We start from the raw sequence: 16677 nt of genomic DNA, 5'->3' as shown, positions 1-16677 counted from the left end.
ACCGGCCGGGCGAGCGGGTGTCAGTCCAGGCCGACGGCGAGCAGGCACACGTCGTCGTCGCGCCCGGAGGGAGCGGTGATCTCGGCGAGAATCCCGTCGCACAGGTCCTCCAACCCACCGCCGGACCCGAGCCCACCGCCTGGGTCGGGGCCGGGCGCGGTCCCGGCACTCGCGGCGGCGGCGAACGCGTCGAGGCCCAGCGACAGGGACGTCCCCCGCCGTTCCACCAACCCGTCGCTGTAGAGCAGCAGCCGGCAGCCGGGCGGCAGCGACAGCTCGCTCTGTCCGTACCGGTGGCCCGGCGCCGCGCCGAGAATCGGGCCGTGCACCTGTTCGAGGTAGCGCGTGGACGGCCCGGCGATCAGCAGCGGCGGCGGGTGTCCCGCGCAGGACCAGGTCAGCCGCCGCTCGCCCGGCGTGAGGTGGGCGACGACGGCGGTGGCCAGCGTCTCGTCGCCCTGGCCGGCGAGGTTCGCGGCGAGCTGGGTGGTGATCTCCGCCGGGCTCCGGCCCTGCAGCGCGTATGCCCGGGTGGCCTGGTGGAGCTCCGCCATGATCGCGATCGCGCCGAGGCCGTGGCCGCCGACGTCCCCGACGACGACCATGAGCGCGCCGTCGGGCAACACGATGGCGTCGTACCAGTCGCCGCCGATGCCGACGTCCCGGCTCGCCGGCAGGTACCGGGCGCTGAGTCGCACACCGGCCGGATCGGGCAGCCGCTGCGGCAGGATCGCCCGTTGCAGGACGGTGACCAGTGTCGTCTGGCGCTCGTACAGCCGGGCCCGCTCGAAGGCGTGGGCGCAGATCCCGGCGAGGGTCTGCAGGAACGCCTGATCGCCCGGGTCGAAGTCGCGGGGCACGTCCCAGACGAGCACGAGGACGCCGATGAGCCGACCGGAGACGACCAACGGCAGGTGGGCGCTGGCGTTCAGCCCGAGGACCCGCACCGTCTGGTCCCGGTCCGGGTAGTCGGCGAGGTAATCGGCCCGGCTGGGGTGATAGCGGGGCCGCCGATCGCGCACGACGTCGGCGGCGGCGGCCGGCCCGCGGATCGGCAGGGCCTGCCACATCGCGAGGACCGGCGAGGTCGCCGGGTGCACGATGCTGCGGTACTGCTCGCCGTCGTCGCCGTGGAGCATGACCGCGGCGAAGACGATCCCGAGGTCGGCGGCGGCGGTGTGCACGACCACGTCGCCGAGCTCGTCGACGGTCAGGGCCTGCCCGATCGCGTGGGTGAGGTCGAGCAGGCGGGCGGCGCGCCACAGCGCGGTGGATCCGGGGCCCGCGCCGTCGCGGTCCGTCTGCACCGAGCTGACATCGCCGACCAGCCCGACCATCCGTGCCGCGCCGTCCGTGCCGTCCCGCACCACGGCCCCGCGGACCTGGATCCAGCGGATCGAGCCGTCCGGGCGCAGGATCCGGTACTCCTCCAAAACGGCGCCGGCGGTACGGGCGGCGTCCGACAGGGTCGTGCGCACGCCCGCCACGTCCTCCGGATGGACCATGGCGAGGGCGGCGTCGATGGTCCCGTCGAACTCGCCCGGGGCGAGACCGCACAGCGCGGCAGCCTGTTCGTCGCAGACGAGCCGACCGCTGGCCGGCTCCCAGCTCCACACGCCGATCCCGGCGCCGGCCAAGATCAGCGACAGATCGGCGACCTCGGCCGTGGGACGTGTCACCGCCCGGCCGGCCGGGGCGGTGCGTCCGCCGGCGTCACCCACCGGACCGGCGCCGTCCACCGGACCCGCGCCACCCGTGGGACCGGCGGTGGCGCGACCTGCCCGCAGTCCCACCTCCGCGCCGCCCTCCCCCCGCGCATCGACGCCCGCCCGCGGCCGCGCTTTGGGCGGGCCGGAAACCGATGCTCCGGCCTGCCCGGTAATCCTCCCCCGGCGCACCGCTGGGCACACTTTGAGGTCCGCATCCGACCGGCCCGGCCGCGACGCTCGCGCCGGCGGAACCGAGGGTGGGCCCCGCTGCGCGCGGGGCTACTCGAGGATGTCGATGACGCCGGCCGCGTCGAAACCGCGCAGCAGCGACTCGTTGGCGGAGATCAGGTGGCGCCGCCAGAACCGCTCCGCCTCGTCCGCCTCGCCGGCCCGGACCAGGCTGATCAGCTTCTCGTAGGCCCGGACCGCCCGGCGGTACTGCAACTGCACCTCGTCCGGCTCGGACTCGTAGTGCGACCTCGTCGCGGTCGCCATGTGCCGCGCGAGAATCTCCTGGATCATGCCGGCCGTGACCACGAGCGCGCGGTTGCCGGACTGCTCGACGACGACCTCGTGGAACCGGGCGAAGCCCGCCCCGACAATGGCCCCGCCGTCGTCCTTGGCCAGGTTGGCGGTCAGGTCGTCGAGCGCCGTGACGAGCGCCTGGATCGCGTCGTCGGAACCCCGGTCGGCGACCAGCCACGCGGCCAGCGGTTCGATCCCGAGGCGCGCGATGAGCACTTCACCGAGGGTGGTGCCCGAGACGGCGAGCAGCAGCCCGGCCGGGCGGGCGACCATCTCGGGGCCCGGTACCCGGACGCGGGCGCCGGTGCGGGAGCCGCGGCGGACCTCGACGAGGGACTCGGCCTCCAGCACCCGCACGGCCTCGCGCAGCGTCGGGCGGGAGACCCCGAAGTGGGCCATGAGCTCGGCCTCGCGGGGCAGGTAGTCGCCGTCGCGCAGTTCCCCGGTGACGATCATTCGCCGGAGCCTGCGGGTGAGTAGTTCGGCCGTCTTCGGGGACCGCACGTCCGCCCCGGACCGGCCCTCCGGCAGAGAGAAGACCGGCGCGGCCATGGGATCGACTCCTCGTGTTGCATGGAACGTCGGACGCTGCGGACCACCGCTGCGATCCCGGTCAGGGCCACGGGATCACGGCTCCGCGTCCATGCTACTACAGAGTAAACCTAGTTAGCTTTGAGGCGATTACCACCTCGGTGACCCGTGATGCGTGCCCAGTCGCAAAACGATACCTGCCGGATCGGACCGGGCGGCGGGCACGCCTGGCGACGTGACCATTACCGCACCTCATACCCGCCGCGGGTCGCCGGCTGGGTGCGTGACGTGCCCGGCGGGGTCGCGACCTGCACGTAGAGAAGGCCGGTGCGCAGGGCCTGCGTCCGCGTGGAGTCCAGGGACTCCCAGATCGCCCGCACGGTCTGCTGGACCGCCACGGTCGGGTGGCGGGCGATGCGCTCCGCGATGTCCTGCGCCCGCGACCACAGCCGGTCACGAGGGACGACCTCGCTGACGAAGCCGATCTCGTGGGCACGCCTGGCCGACATCCGCTCGTCGTTGCCGAGCAGCGCCATGCGCAGCACCTCGCCGATCGGGATGCGGCGGGCCAGCCCGATCGGCTCCAACGCCGCGGTCATGCCGAAAGTGACATGCGGGTCGAAGAAGGTCGCGTCCTCACCGGCGATGATGATGTCGGCCTCGTTCAGCCAGTACAGCGCGCCACCCGCGGCCATGCCGTGCACCGCGCACACGAGCGGCTTCCAGCACTGGTTGAACTTCGGGGAGAGGTAGGCGGCCGGATCCACCTGCTTGAGGGGCTCCTTCGCGAGGTCGTAGCCCTCGACCACGTCGACGCCGGTGCTGAAGGCGCGCTCGCCCTGCGCCCGCAGGACGACGACGTGCACGTCGTCGGCGACGGCGGCGAAGTCCCAGATCGCCCGGAAGTCGTCCAGCACCTCCTGGTTGAACGAGTTGAGCCGGTCGGGCCGGTTGAGCGTGAGGGTGAGAACGTGATCATCACCCAGAGTGGCGAGGACGCTCTTCAGCGCGGGTACCTCGGCTGGCATCTCGTTGCCTCCTCGTGATCGGCGTGGCCGTACGACCACCGGCCCGGCCGGTGCGGCGAGGACGGGACCGGGTTTGGCAGCGCGCCCTCCGACATCTCTAACTCAGTACACGAGGATAGTCCACCCCCGGCCGTCCCCGTGCCACGGACGCACAGGACCCGGCGGCCGGCCGAGCAGCCGACCCGGGCGGCCGACCCGGGCAGCGCGGCAGATCGCGCCGGCTCCACCGTCCACACCGCCCCCACCGCCCCACCGCCCACCCGGACCATTTCCCGAGCCGCCCCGACCCGAGCCCGGGACCGCCCCCGCGCGCCACAACCGGCCGCGCCCGCCGAACTCCCCTCAGGCCGGAGCTCATGGTGCGTGCCCACCGGGATCGACGGCGTCATCGAGGCCATCACCCTGCCATTCGGCTCCCCGGACAAAGCGCGGGTCGGCGCCGCGGCGCCACTCCGGGCACCCACTTCCCGCGATGCACACAAGACCGACGACCACGCGGCCGGCGCCGCCGGGCCCACCATCGTCCGTGCCCCGACCGACGTGACCACACAATCACAAGGAGGGGACAACCCGGTGACACCGCGCGTCGCACCGCCAACCCGGGAACACCCCCGGATTGCGCGCGCCACTATCGCCGCGCGCGCCGATTCCACGCGCCGGACCGACCTCCGCCCCACTCGATGCCGAATTCTCGACGTCGACCCACCCGGAACGCGACAGACACTCAGGCAGACCCCGGATCGAACCTCCACACCCGCCGGAGCGCCCCCCGGAAGATGATGGTCGAAAGGTCGCTGACCAGCACGGCGACAATCTCCGGGAGCAGCGGCGGGACTCGCCACGGCAGGGGGAGAATGCGGCGCCACCGCCTGGTTGATCAGGCCGCCGCGCACACCATCGCGACCCGGGGCGAACCGACGGACATCCCGCTGCCGGACCGGGAGGACGGAACACGAGCCGTCGGCCGGCCCCGTTGATTCTCCCTAGTGCGGCACCGGAACACCGTGCCGGGTCCGGAAAAGTCGACCTGACCTCTCCGGACCCGGCACGGACGTCTGAACACGCGGCGTCGGACGACGACGGGTGCGGGCACGGCGAGCGTTCCCAGGACCGCCGCGGGACCGCGACGAGCCCTCCACCACGGCTGACAGCCGCGCCGCCGCCGGCTCGGCGGGCCCCTGACACACCTCCTGACCAGCGAAGATGCGCAACGGCGCCCGTCGTGTTCCCGGCCCGCCGGCGTTGGGCCGGCGTCGTCGTGCTCGGCTCCCCGCCAGCCGCCCGGTCCTGGTGCCCCTCGCCGATCCACCGGCGGGCACGGCCCACCAGCCGGCGTCGGACCGGGGGCCGCCGAACCCGCGAAAGTCGTCGACCTGCGGCGGCAACGCACCGGCCGGTTCGTCCCGCGCGGCCCTGAACCCGTGTCCCGGCGTCCCGGAGAACCTGCGCGGCCGCCTGCCGTGGCGGCGAGAGACGGTTTTCCGGACGGGGCCGGGGGCCGACCTGACCGCATCACCGCGATTGGCATTCGACGGCCGATCCACCGGTTCCTGAACAGCGGCGGCTACACCGGCAGATCGACTCGAAAGGTTCGGCCTCGCGGATCAGACGACAAAAGTACGTGAGCCAACCGCGGGGCAAGTACGAGAACGTGCACGGGCCATGCCCACCCGCCGCCTGAGACGGGCCACGAACTTGGTAACCGATGATGCCATCGGCGACCGACACTCGGTCGCGCGGAGGTAATCCGTACTCCTTTGTTCCGGTGATTTCGGTACGTCGTTCCGCACGGTTTCAGGACGGTGATATATCCGAGCTGGCGGCCCGGGTCGAGTTCAAGAACCATCTTCTCGTCCTGGACCGTATGGGCGAGACTCGACGGCCCGCGGAAGCGACGACGTCGGCCGACACGGAAATTCGCCGCTTTCGTGGTAGGGCGTCGATCCCGCCGCGGGCCGACAGCCGAGAGGATCCGGCGACGCCGGGCCGCAGAAGTCATCCGCGCACGCGGGGCAGGGCGGGGGTGAAGGCTCGACGAAAGGGCATCCGCAACGATCCTGAAATCGCCGACGACGGGCGGGCCGGCGACGCCGGCCGCGGTCTTCGGCAAGCCTCCCGGCGGACCGAACGCGAGGCCGGGGGCGACCCGGCCCCCGCTCCACCGGCGGCGAGCGCGGACCGCCCAGGCGTGGTGAGGGCCGTGATCGCCGCGCTGTCGGCCGGCCGGGGTGCGGCCGGGCATCCGCAGGCCGGCCGCCGCGATCGGTGGTCGGGGGCGCTGAAGTTGGCCGGGTTGGGAGCATCGAACACCTGGATGTGCTACGAACTACGCACCCGAGCGGAGCGCGGCGGCGTAGTAGATGTCGTCGTAACCGCCGCGGTCCGGGTGCGCGGAGTTCGGGGATCTCCTCGAAGATCAGGACTGCGGTCAGTGCCACCCATTCCAGGGGTGGCGGTGAGCGGATTCCCGTGCATCCGCCCACCTCGACCGCCCCCGGCCCGCCTAATAAACACGCGGGCTCGTCGGATAACCTGGCAGAGCAGTTTTCGTCGCCGGCCAGCGCGCCGGCAACCCGCCTGTCGAGGTGGTCCCATGAATCTCCTTCCGTGCCCCTCGCAAACCGATGGGACGTGCGACCGGCGGCTCGACCAGTCGCAGCGGGCGGACCCCCGTTCGGGGGAGGGGATCAGGATCCTCATTGGGTCTCCCCGACGCCCCGAGAGTCGGTTCTCGCACATCGGAGCGGGCGGCATTGACGGCATGGGCGGGCGGCGGGATAACCTTTTCGATGTAGCCGACAGTGGGGCCCGGCTAAGGCATGCCGAGCCCGGAGGGAGTTGGTGTGGCGGCGCGCCACTTCACCCGGGGTCGGGCCATGCAGGGCCACCCACAAAGGTGGTGTACGGCTGATCCCCTGCTCGACCCTCGGATGAATCTGCCGGACTGCCGGCGATGAGCCGGTGATCCTCATCCGGAGTGGTCGGGTAAACCGGAGTGGACAGGGAGAGGAGCACGATGGGCCCACTGGTTTCGGACTCGTCCGCTGTGCAGGTGCGCCTGCACCGGACGATGACCGCCGCCGGCTTCGACCGAGCGTCGGGTCCGTTCACCGCCGACAACCAACCAACCGACGCGCGGACCCAGCGGGAACGGGTTCGCCTGGCCCAGATCGAGCTGCTGGAGCTCAGCGCGCAGCTCACGACGCCCCACCTGCGACGCCAGATCCTGCGCATCTACTCGCTGCTACGCAGCGAGCCGGTGGTGCAGAGCCCGGCGAAGCCACCGCCCTTCCGCCTCACCCTGCGTGAGATGGAGGTGCTCACTCTGGTGGCCACGGGGTGCTCCAACGTCGAGGCGGCGGAGCAGCTCACCATCCGGGCCGAGACGGTCAAGACCTACATGCGCAGCATCATGCGCAAGATGGGCGTCCGGAACCGGACCGCGGCGGTGCACACCGCCCGGCAGATCGGCCTGCTGGACTGAACGGACGCCGATCGGGTCGGCATGGCGGCTCACTCCCACCGCCCGCGCCGCCCCAGCACCGCAACGCCGGCATCCGCGACACCGGCACCCGCGGCACCGGCACCCGCAACACCGGCACCACAGTGCCGCAAGCAGCATCGGCGCTGTCAGGCGCCATCACCGACGGGCCACCGCAGCCACCGCCCGGCACTGCCCCCTCCGGGCCATGCCGCGATCCGTCGGCCCGCTCCGGCACTCCCTCCATGCCGGATCGCGACCACTCCGGAACCTGAAGAAGGGCTCGGATCGGACCTCATCGTCCGATCCGAGCCCCGGTCGTCGGTGCCCGGATGGCACCGTCGGGTATGACGGGTCTGCCTACCCGGCGGCGAACAGGCTGGCCGCGTCGACCGTCCGGAAGTCGGTCGCCCTGGTGCCCTTGAGGGTCGCCTCGACGGAGCTGGCCGAGCACAGCGCCTTCAGGCTCGGGATGGCACTGCCGTCGCAGGAGAACGTCAGCCCGTGACCGGCGGGCATCGCGATGTTCCTGGCCGCCTTGAGGGTCGCGGTCACCGAGGCCGGGGTGACGTCGCCGCTGATGCCCTTGAGCGCCCGCGCGAGGCCGAGGACCGTCTGGTAGCCGGTGACCGCGTAGCCGTCGGTCTGCGTCTTGGGCGTGTACCTGGCCATCACCGTGCGGTACAGCTTCGCCTCCGCGTCGTCGGAGTCGGTGTCGGACGGCGTGAACACGATCGAGCCGTCGAGCTGGCCCGGCGCCGCGTCGTCGACGGTCTTCGACACGCACGGCTGGATCACGAACTTCGGCTGGGTGGCGCCCACGGCCTGGAACGCCTTGAACACCGAGGTGCAGTGGGTGGCGTCGCCGACGAGGGCGAGCGCGTCCGGCTTCTTGCCGATCGCCGAGGTCACCTGGGAGGTGGCGTCGGCCGCGCCCCGCGGGATGGAGATCACGTCCAGGTCCACGCCGGACTTCTGGAACACCGGCTTGCCCAGGGCGTTCGCCCCGGTGATCGCGGCCGGCACGTCCGTGACGAACAGCGCCACCCGCTTGTAGCCCTTCTCCTTCGCGTAGCTCGCCATCGTGCCCAGCGTGGCGGGGAAGGCCCCGGTCCAGGAGAACACGCCGTCGGTGGCGAACTCGGAGCCGGCGGTCGCGGTGCCCGTCACATACGGGATCTTCGCCCCGGTGATGACCGGCACGAGGGTGTCACCGAAGCCGGTGGTACCGGTGCCGACCGCGGTGACCTTCTGCTCGACCATCTCGTTGGCGCAGGTGCGGGCGGAGGCCGCGTCCTCCTGCGACTTGCAGACGACGAGCTGGATGGGCCGCCCGCCGATGCCGCCGAGGTAGTCGTTGGCGTAGGCGACGGCGGCCTGGGCGCCCTCGCGGACCTCGGGCAGGGACACCGCGCTGCCGCCCTCCGCGGTGATGAAACCGATCTTCACCGGCGCCCCGGCCGCCTTCGTGCCCGGCGGCAGCGTCGCGGTCGACGCGGTGGGGCCGGACGAGCCGCCCGCGTCGTCGCCGCCGCTCCCGCTGCCGCAGGCCGCCGGTAGCAGGGCCAGGCCGAGGACTAAGAACGCCGCTCCCGCCCGCACACCGCGGCGTCCGCCGTGCCAGTACCCGCTCCTCGCACCCACTGTTCCTCCATCTCACCGTCCGGCCGTCCCGCAGGTGGCGGGGTATCCCCGCCGGTCGGGCGACCCGGCCGATCGCCGGGTGCCCGGCCGGCCGTCGCCGGCGCGACGACCGCAGACCTCACAAGGGTCACCAAAATTACTTAGTGCACTATGTTAGTGATTGCGTAGTTCGTCAAGCGAACCGAACTCGTGGGCGCGGCCTTCACCTGGACGCGGCTCTCCGGCGGGTGCGGCCCGCAGGCGCGCCGGAATAGGCCAGCGGGCACCGGAATGGGCCAGCGGGCGCCGGAACGGATTGCCGAACGGCCAGGACGGCGAAGGCCGCCGTGCCAGGACCGGGGATGCGACGAAGGCGATTCGCCCACGCTCAGGCGGCCGCCTCCCGCGGGGCGTGGCGCTCGCTGAGGTAGGCCCGCTCCAGCAGCTCGGGCTTCGCCCGCAGCTCGGCCGCGGGCCCGGACAGCACCTCCTCGCCGTGGGCGAGCACGATCGCGTGGTCGGCGATGCCCATGACGAGGTGCACGTGCTGCTCGACGAGTACCACCGCCGCCGACGTGTCCGTGGCCACCGCCCGCACGACCGGCAGGAGCTCCTGCACGATCACCGGGGCGAGCCCCATGCTGAGCTCGTCGATCAGCAGGATGCGCGGGCGCTGTACGAGCGCCCGCCCGATGGCGAGCATCTGCTGCTCCCCGCCGGAGAGCATCCCCGCCCGGACGTCGAGCCGCTTGCGCAGCGCCGGGAAGTAGTCCAGCACCTCGTCGACACTCAGCCCACCCTTGACCCGCCCGAGCTGGAGGTTCTCCCGGGAGGTCAACGTGGTGAACAGGGACCGGTCGTCGGGCACGAGCACCACGCCGAGCCTGGACAGCGCCCGCGGGCTGGCCCGGCGCACGTCCTGCCCGTGCACGGCGACCTCGCCGCCGAGCGCGGGCAGCAGTCCGGCGAGCGTCAGCAGGACCGTGGTCTTGCCGGCGCCGTTCGGCCCGAGCAGGGCGACGACCTCGCCCTCCCGCAGCGTCAGCTCGAAGCCGCGCACCACCGGTACCCGGTCGTAGCCCGCGTTCAGTCCGCGGGTCTGCAGCAGGACGCTCAACCGACGCTCTCCTTCTCCAGCGGTGCGGACGGTCCGGGCGGGGTCGCCGCGGTGGACGTGGTCGTACCGGCGCCGGCGTCCGCCGGGTCGGCGGGCGTGTCGGCCGCCGTCGCGGACTGCGACGCGACGGGCGCGCTGCCGAGGTACGCCTCGGCGACCGCCGGATGGTTCTTGATCTCCTCGGGCGTGCCGCTGGCGATCACCGCGCCGAGGGCCAGCACGACGATCCGGTCGCAGACGCCGAGCACGAGGTTCATGTCGTGGTCGACGAGCACGATCGTCACCCCGGTGCGGGCCACCTCCCGCAGCCGCTCACCGAGCCAGAGGCTCTCGGTGCTGTCCAGACCGCCGGCCGGTTCGTCGAGCAGGAGCACCCGCGGCCGGCCGGCGAGCGCTCGGGCGATCGAGACGAGCTGGCGGTGGCCCTGCGACAGCTCGCGGACGGGGCGCTCGCGGACCTCGTGCAGCTGCAGCGCGCGGTAGAGCCGGTCGAGGTAGTCGGCGTGGTCGGCGGGCAGCCGCCCGCCGCCGCCGCGGGCCGCGGTCTCCCCGACGGAGACGTTCTCGGCGACCGAGAGGTCCTCGTACAGCTCGATGCCCTGGAAGGTACGGCCCAGACCCTTGCGGATCCGGTGGTGCGGCTTGAGCCCGTCGAGCCGGATGCCCTCGAACTCGACCTCGCCGCTGGCGGCGGTGAACCCGCTGATCGCGTCGATCAGGGTGGTCTTACCGGCGCCGTTGGGGCCGATCAGGCCGATGACCTGGCCATGGCCGAAGTCGAGGCTGACGTCCTGCACGGCCCGCACGCCGCCGTACTGCACCCCGACCGAGCGCAGGGTGAGCAGGATCCGCTCGGCGTCGGCGCTCGCCGCCGCCGCGACGGAGGCGGCGCCGACCGGCACCACCGCGGGAGCCGCACCCGGTTCGGCGGCGTCGGCCGGTTCGCCCGCGGGGATGATCGCCGGGATGGCGTCGGCGGTGGGCAGGACCGGCGGCTCGGCGCGCGGCCGCTTCGCCCGCTGCGCCGACCACCAGGCGTGCACGGGGCCGACGGCGCCCTCCGGGTTGAGCAGCACCGACAGGACCAGGGCGACACCCGTGATGACCTGGTACCAGCTCCCGAGGTCGACCGCCTTGTCCAGCGCGACGAACAGCAGCCCGCCCGCACCGAGCACGCCGGCGAGCAGACCGCCGGAGACCGAGGTGATGCCGGCAAGGTAGGCGGTGGCGAACAGGGCCAGGCCGCCGACGACGGAGAAGGACTCCGCGTCCACGAGGGTCTGCTGGTAGGCCATCAGCGCGCCGCCGAGGCCGGCGATGAAGGACCCGATCGCGAAGGCCGCGATCTTGACCCGGGCGACGTCGATGCCGGCGGCCGCCGCCGAGCGCTCGTTGGCGCGCACGGCGAGCATGGCCGCGCCCAGCCGGCTGCGCCGCAGTTCCGCGACGGCCAGCCCGACGAGGATGAGGACCACGAGGCAGAGCAGGCCGAACTGGATGCGGGGGTAGTTCTCACCCGCGCCGATGCGCAGGTTGAGCCCCCACAGCTTCGGGTCGGCGACCTTCGCGCCGCCGGTCCCGCCGTTGACGTCCGGGTTGCGGAACCAGATCGACTCGACCGCCATGCCCAGGGCGAGCGTCACCACGGCGACCGGGAGGCCGCGGATGCGTAGCGCGGGCAGGCCGACGACGACCCCGATGATCATCGCGCCGAGCGCGGCGAGCAGCGGGGCGAGAGGGAACGGGATGTTCCAGTCGGTCGTCATCCGGCTGACGAGGAAGCCGCCGACCCCGGCGAGGGTGAGCTGCGCGAGCGAGACCTGGCCGGCGTAGCCGGTGACGACCACCAGCGACAGCGTGACGATGCCGAGCAGCATCGAGGTGACGACCGCGGCCCGCATCGAGCCCGAGGTGACGACCAGCAGCACGACCGCGACGACGGCCGGGATGACGACGTTCAGCAGCCGGTGGCGCGGCCGGGGAGCCTGGCCGAGGTTGGCGCGGATGAGCATGCCGCGCGTCGGCAGCGGCCGGCCGCGCAGGACCAGGTACGCCAGGATGACGACGAGCGGGACGAGCTGGCCCAGGCCCTGCTGCGGCAGCCAGGAGTGCTGGGACTGCAGGTACTGCAGCTCGGACTGCACCATGCCGATGAGCAGGCCGGCGCCGACGGCGAGGCCCAGGGAGTTGAAGCCGGCGACCAGGGCGGCGGCGAGCGCCGGCACGATGAACAGGGTGTAGGAGACGGGGATGAGCGGCACGATCGGTGAGATCAGGATGCCGGACAGGCCGGCGACCACGGCGCCGATGGCCCAGTTCGCCAGCGCGATGCGGTCCGGCGACAGGCCGGTGACCAGCGCGCCCTTCTCGGTCTCGGCGGCGGCCCGGGTGGCCAGGCCGAAGCGGGTGAAGCGGAACACGCCGGCGAGGGCGAGCGCGAGGACGACGATCGTCAGGGCGAACCACAGCTTGTCACCCTGGATGCGCAGATCGCCGATCGTGTAGTTGTCGCTGGGCAGGATCCGCTTCACCGACACGGGCGTCGTGCCGACCCGCTGGGCGAGCAGCGCCTGGAAGACGATGAGCAGACCGATCGAGGCGACCGCCTTGGCGACCGGCGGCGCGGTGCGCAACCACCGGAACACCAGCACGTAGAGCAGGACCCCGAGCAACGCGGCGATGACCAGCGAAACGCCCAGGGCGGGCCACAGCCCCCAGTCGGAGCCGACGGAGACGGTCTTCGGTAAGCCGGGGATCGGCAGCAGCAGCTCGCCCCGGCGCAGGAACGCATACGTGTAGGCGGTGTACAGCGCGATCGCGCCGGTGGCGAAGTTGACCACGCCCGAACTGCGATATGTGACCACCAGGCCGAGCGCGAGCGCCCCGAAGACGGCTCCGCTCCCCAGCCCGAGTAGCAGGAAGACGATGTGTTGGGTCATCGCAGGCGATGTCTCCCCTCACCCTCCGTCGGCACGGCCGCGAAGTGATCGAGTGCAGATGGATCCGGGCGGCCTGACGCGCCGACCCGGACGCCGCGGGACGCCAGCACCGGGTGCGAGTGCCAGTCGGTTCGGGCCGGGCGCGCGGCGATCCGATCGGGACGGGTCAGCCCTTCGGCACGTCGGGGCTCGACGCGTCCGGTCGACGACCGGTGAGACGTGCGGCACACCGCTATCTTTGTAAACTAGGTGGTCGATCTGGTCAAGCGAGCGACATCCGTCGTGCCGCGCCTGCGGGACTGGTCAGGTCGTCTGCCAGGGTGTTCGGCCCCCGAAACGGCAAACGTCCCCACCGGGCGAAGCACCTGCCTTCGTCCGGTGGGGACGTCTCACGTGTCCGGGAGCGTCAGGCCCCGGCGTCCGCCTCCGCCGCGATGCGGTCCATCTCGTGGCGGACGATGCCCTCGGCCGAGTCGGCCGGCGGGGCGGGCAGGACGACCTGGCCACCCGTCCGGCTCGGCAGCAGCACCACCGCCTTCGCCGGCGACGTCGTCACCCCGCGCTGGTTCTCCGCCCACACCTCGATCTCGACCTCGTTGCGGACGTCGGCCCCGTCAGGCCCGGTCACCTGCCGCTTGTCCGTCACCCGCCCCTTCAACCACGTCGTGTCTCCCACGAAGTTGAACCGGCGGTGCTGCACCGACAGCTTCCACAGCCAGCCCTCGTCACCGATCCAGTCCGTCAGCAGGTGGCACAGCCACGTCTCCCGCATGCCGCCGTAGTCGTAGGACGTCGGCAACCCCAGCTCCTGCGCCCGCGCCGGCTCCCAGTGCAGCCGCTGCACCGTGTCCGGGATGTTCAGGGCGTTCGCGGGATACAGCCCCGGCGCCTTCGCCCGCACCCGGTACGCCAGCCGGAACGCACCCGGCGGAGTGAGCTGCATCCCCCAGCCCAGGTGCCACACCACCACGTCCGTCGTCGTCAACGGACCCTTCACCTTCGTCGGCAGCTCCTCCCCCACCACCACATCCTCGAAGTACCGCGGCTGCCCACCCCGCCGGGACTCCGCCGCGTACAGGGCATCGATCTGCGCCAACTGCTCCGCCGAGTACGGCTCCGGCAGATCGTGCTCCTTCTTGCGTTCCCGCGACGTGTGCCGCTCGGCGTTGATCCAGGTCCCGCGCTGCAGGCAGGTGGGCTCGCCGTGCTGGTTGGCGAAGATGAAGTCGTGGGTGACGTGCGCGGTGCGCCCGCCGAAGGAGCTGGGCTTCGCCACCACCCCGACCTGGGTACGCAGGCAGCGGGCCCGGTCGCCGAGGGTGAACGGCCGCCACCACTCGAACTCCATCACCGCCTGGTAGGAACCCAGACCCGCGAACGGATCGCCCTTGAGCAGCGCCTTCGTCTCCGGGTCGGGCCTGGGCGCCGCGTCCTCACCCATCGTGTACAGGAAGGTCGGCGGCGCGATGAGCGTCCCCCACCGGGTGCCCTTGGCGTAGTCCGGATCGCAGTACAGCGGGTTGTCGTCGCCGTAGCCGTAGGCGAAGTGCCGGGAGGCGTCCCAGGTCACCTCGTAGTTGTGCGGCGGGTTCGGCAGGGGTTGCGGCACCCCGATCCGCCTGCGCGACCGCTCGAAGGCCGCGTCCGTCAGGACACCGAAGCGCTCAGCACTCTCATCCACCACCTAGTTATAACAGATAACTATGTCCCCGTCTTATCTCCGCGGAGCACCGGGGACGCCGGGGATGGCGCCTGTCCGGCCTGGTCGGCGCACTCTCCCCGCCGGACGCCGCCGCATCCTGCGCCTCCCCCGGCGTCGCGAAGGACCAGATCAAGCTGGGTTTCATCTACCCCGACACCGGGGTCGGGTCGGCACTTTTCGCCTCGGCCCGGGCAGGCGTCGACGCCCGGCTGGGACTCGCGAACGCCGAGGGCGGGGTGAACGGCCGCCGCGTCACCTATGACTGGCGCGATGACGCGGCGAACCCGGACACGAACGCACGGGTGGCGCGCGACCTCGTCGAGAATGCCGGGGTCTTCGGGTTGATCATGTCGTCCACGAGCGTCTCGGGCAGCGCGAGGTACCTCAGCGAGCAGGGCGTTCCCGTCACCGGTCTCGATGCGGAACCGGTGTGGTCGCAGTACCGGAACATGTTCTCCTTCGTCTACCCGACGGAATCCGCGGTCGACACGTTCGGCACCTACGTCCGGCAGAGCGGCGGCAGGAAGGCCGTCATGCTCACGCAGCCGCTGTCCGGCGCCGTGACGAGCTTCGGCGACAAGGTCATCCGGAGCATGCGGGCCGCCGGAATCGAGGCGAGCGGGCTCACCTACACCGAGGGCGTCGACGACGCCGCGGCCACCGGCCGCCGGCTCGCCGCCGAGGGGACCGACGTCCTGCTCAGTCTGCTCGACGCCCGCTCCCTCGCCGAGATCCTGGGGTCCATGCGGTCAGCCGGCGCGGCGCCGACGTCCACCCTGTCCTTCACCGGGTACGACACCGGCCTGCTGCGGCAGCTCGGCCCGGTGATGGCCGGAGTGTCGATACCGCTGTACTTCCTGCCGTTCGAGGCCGGCGGCCCACCGCTGGAGGAGTACCGCCATGCCATGCGCCAGTACGCGCCCCAGCTGAGCTCGCCGGACCAGGAGTTCGCGCTGCACTCCTACATCGAGACCGACCTGTTCCTGCGGGGCCTGTCCGACGCCGGCGACTGCCCGACCCGCGCGTCGTTCATCCGCAGCCTGCGCAACGTCACGAACTACAACGCGCGCGGGCTGATCGCGCCGATCAGCATCAGAGACGACTTCGGCCGGCAGCAGACCTGCTACGCCTTCGTGCGGGCGAACGCCACGGCGACCGCCTTCGAGGTGACCCAGAAGCAGCTCTGCGGGCGGATCCTGCCGGACTGACCGCCGGGGAAGCCAGCGATCGCCCGCCCGGCTCACCCGCGCAACGGCGCGACCGCGCCCATCGCCTCGTCGAGCAGCGCCGCGAGCGACGCGTGGCCGCCGGCGTCGCACCACGCGTTCTGGGCGGCGTCGAGGCAGGCCAGCGCGGCCGCGACGACCGCGGCGGCGCGCCGCTCGACCCCGCCGACACCGCCGGCCCACTCGTCGGCCTCGGGTGGACCAGCCGGAGGCTCCGTCCTCGCCGAGGGGACGGACCCCGCCGACAGATCAGACCCGCTCGACAGATCAGGCCCGATCGGGGCGGCCGCGCGGGTGAGGCGATCGATGACCCCGGGAACCAGCATCTCCCGCCACCGGGACTGCTTCTCCAGGTGCGCGGCCTTGAGCGCCGGGGTCTCGTGCAGCATCCGCAGCAGGACGAACGTGCGCCCCGGATCGAGGCGGTTGCGCTCCTCGATGAGGTCGAAGGCGCGGCGCAGCGCCAGCCACGCGCCCTCCTGGGGCGGGCGTCGCCCGACGGCGTCGGCGAGCGCCCGGCCGAACGTCTCGAAGTTGACCAGAATCACCTCCTCCTTCGACGCGAAGTAGCGGAAGAAGCTGCGCTTGGACAGTCCGGCGGCGGAGGCGATCTGGTCGATCGTGGTCGCGTCGTAACCCTGCTCGGCGAACAGGCTCATCGCCACGGTCATGAGCTCGGAGCGCACGGCACGGCGGGTGCGTTCCCGCAGGCCGGGAGGCGGCTCCATCATCATCCGCCGATGGTACGCCGTGACCGACCTGTCATCGGGTGACGTTTCCAGCGTACGGTGTTGCG

General features: G+C 72.2%; 10 protein-coding genes. 2 read left to right on the top strand and 8 right to left on the bottom strand.

Translation table 11 applies throughout. From position 1 onward, the window contains the following. Positions 1-20: 20 nt before the first annotated feature. From AC5R91_RS28885 to AC5R91_RS28875, 3 genes are all read right to left on the bottom strand, one after another. Entirely contained in the window at positions 21-1679 is a 1659-nt protein-coding gene (locus tag AC5R91_RS28885) for a SpoIIE family protein phosphatase (protein WP_495394442.1), read from the bottom strand. A gap of 309 nt (positions 1680-1988) precedes the next feature. After that, positions 1989-2786 carry a FadR/GntR family transcriptional regulator gene (locus AC5R91_RS28880; protein ID WP_495394440.1) on the bottom strand — a complete coding sequence of 266 codons (798 nt, stop codon included), beginning with the start codon at positions 2784-2786 and terminating at the stop codon, positions 1989-1991. 221 nt (positions 2787-3007) lie between these two features. Then, entirely contained in the window at positions 3008-3793 is a 786-nt protein-coding gene (locus AC5R91_RS28875; RefSeq protein ID WP_495394439.1) for an enoyl-CoA hydratase/isomerase family protein, read from the bottom strand. Positions 3794-6809: 3016 nt separating this feature from the next. Between AC5R91_RS28875 and AC5R91_RS28870 the strand changes: the two genes are divergently transcribed. After that, the gene (locus AC5R91_RS28870; protein WP_495394438.1) at positions 6810-7277 is read left to right on the top strand and encodes a helix-turn-helix transcriptional regulator; all 468 of its coding nucleotides are present in this window, start codon (positions 6810-6812) and stop codon (positions 7275-7277) included. 357 nt (positions 7278-7634) lie between these two features. On the opposite strand, the gene AC5R91_RS28865 is transcribed toward AC5R91_RS28870, so the two are convergent. The 4 genes from AC5R91_RS28865 to AC5R91_RS28850 all read right to left on the bottom strand — a co-directional run bounded on the left by AC5R91_RS28865 (position 7635) and on the right by AC5R91_RS28850 (position 14634). Beyond that, a complete protein-coding gene (locus tag AC5R91_RS28865; protein ID WP_495394437.1) occupies positions 7635-8918 on the bottom strand; it encodes an ABC transporter substrate-binding protein in 1284 nt (427 codons plus the stop codon). A 367-nt stretch (positions 8919-9285) separates the two neighbouring features. Beyond that, complete coding sequence (locus tag AC5R91_RS28860; RefSeq protein ID WP_495394436.1) at positions 9286-10014, bottom strand: ABC transporter ATP-binding protein; 729 nt, start codon at positions 10012-10014, stop codon at positions 9286-9288. Then, the gene (locus AC5R91_RS28855) at positions 10011-12953 is read right to left on the bottom strand and encodes an ABC transporter permease subunit (RefSeq protein WP_495394435.1); all 2943 of its coding nucleotides are present in this window, start codon (positions 12951-12953) and stop codon (positions 10011-10013) included. The genes AC5R91_RS28860 and AC5R91_RS28855 overlap by 4 nt, the downstream gene beginning before the upstream one ends. A 406-nt stretch (positions 12954-13359) precedes the next feature. Beyond that, positions 13360-14634: an FAS1-like dehydratase domain-containing protein gene (locus AC5R91_RS28850; protein WP_495394434.1), complete on the bottom strand. Its 1275-nt coding sequence runs from the start codon at positions 14632-14634 to the stop codon at positions 13360-13362. A 35-nt stretch (positions 14635-14669) separates the two neighbouring features. Between AC5R91_RS28850 and AC5R91_RS28845 the strand changes: the two genes are divergently transcribed. Then, positions 14670-15863 (top strand): ABC transporter substrate-binding protein, encoded by a 1194-nt coding sequence (locus AC5R91_RS28845; protein WP_495398083.1) that lies wholly within the window; start codon positions 14670-14672, stop codon positions 15861-15863. A gap of 32 nt (positions 15864-15895) precedes the next feature. Here the strand turns inward: AC5R91_RS28845 and AC5R91_RS28840 are convergent, their stop codons facing one another. Beyond that, positions 15896-16609 (bottom strand): TetR/AcrR family transcriptional regulator, encoded by a 714-nt coding sequence (locus AC5R91_RS28840; RefSeq protein WP_495394433.1) that lies wholly within the window; start codon positions 16607-16609, stop codon positions 15896-15898. Positions 16610-16677 lie beyond the last annotated feature (68 nt).

The organism is Frankia sp. BMG5.60 (genome assembly GCF_059428125.1).
This window is presented reverse-complemented; position numbering and strand designations above follow the sequence as displayed.

What these genes read in the sequence shown, in the direction of transcription:
- AC5R91_RS28880 (WP_495394440.1), bottom strand. Translation starts at nt 2,786, where the DNA reads ATGGCCGCGCCGGTCTTCTCTCTGCCGGAGGGCCGGTCCGGGGCGGAC.
- AC5R91_RS28875 (WP_495394439.1), bottom strand. Translation starts at nt 3,793, where the DNA reads ATGCCAGCCGAGGTACCCGCGCTGAAGAGCGTCCTCGCCACTCTGGGT.
- AC5R91_RS28870 (WP_495394438.1), top strand. Translation starts at nt 6,810, where the DNA reads ATGGGCCCACTGGTTTCGGACTCGTCCGCTGTGCAGGTGCGCCTGCAC.
- AC5R91_RS28855 (WP_495394435.1), bottom strand. Translation starts at nt 12,953, where the DNA reads ATGACCCAACACATCGTCTTCCTGCTACTCGGGCTGGGGAGCGGAGCC.
- AC5R91_RS28840 (WP_495394433.1), bottom strand. Translation starts at nt 16,609, where the DNA reads ATGGAGCCGCCTCCCGGCCTGCGGGAACGCACCCGCCGTGCCGTGCGC.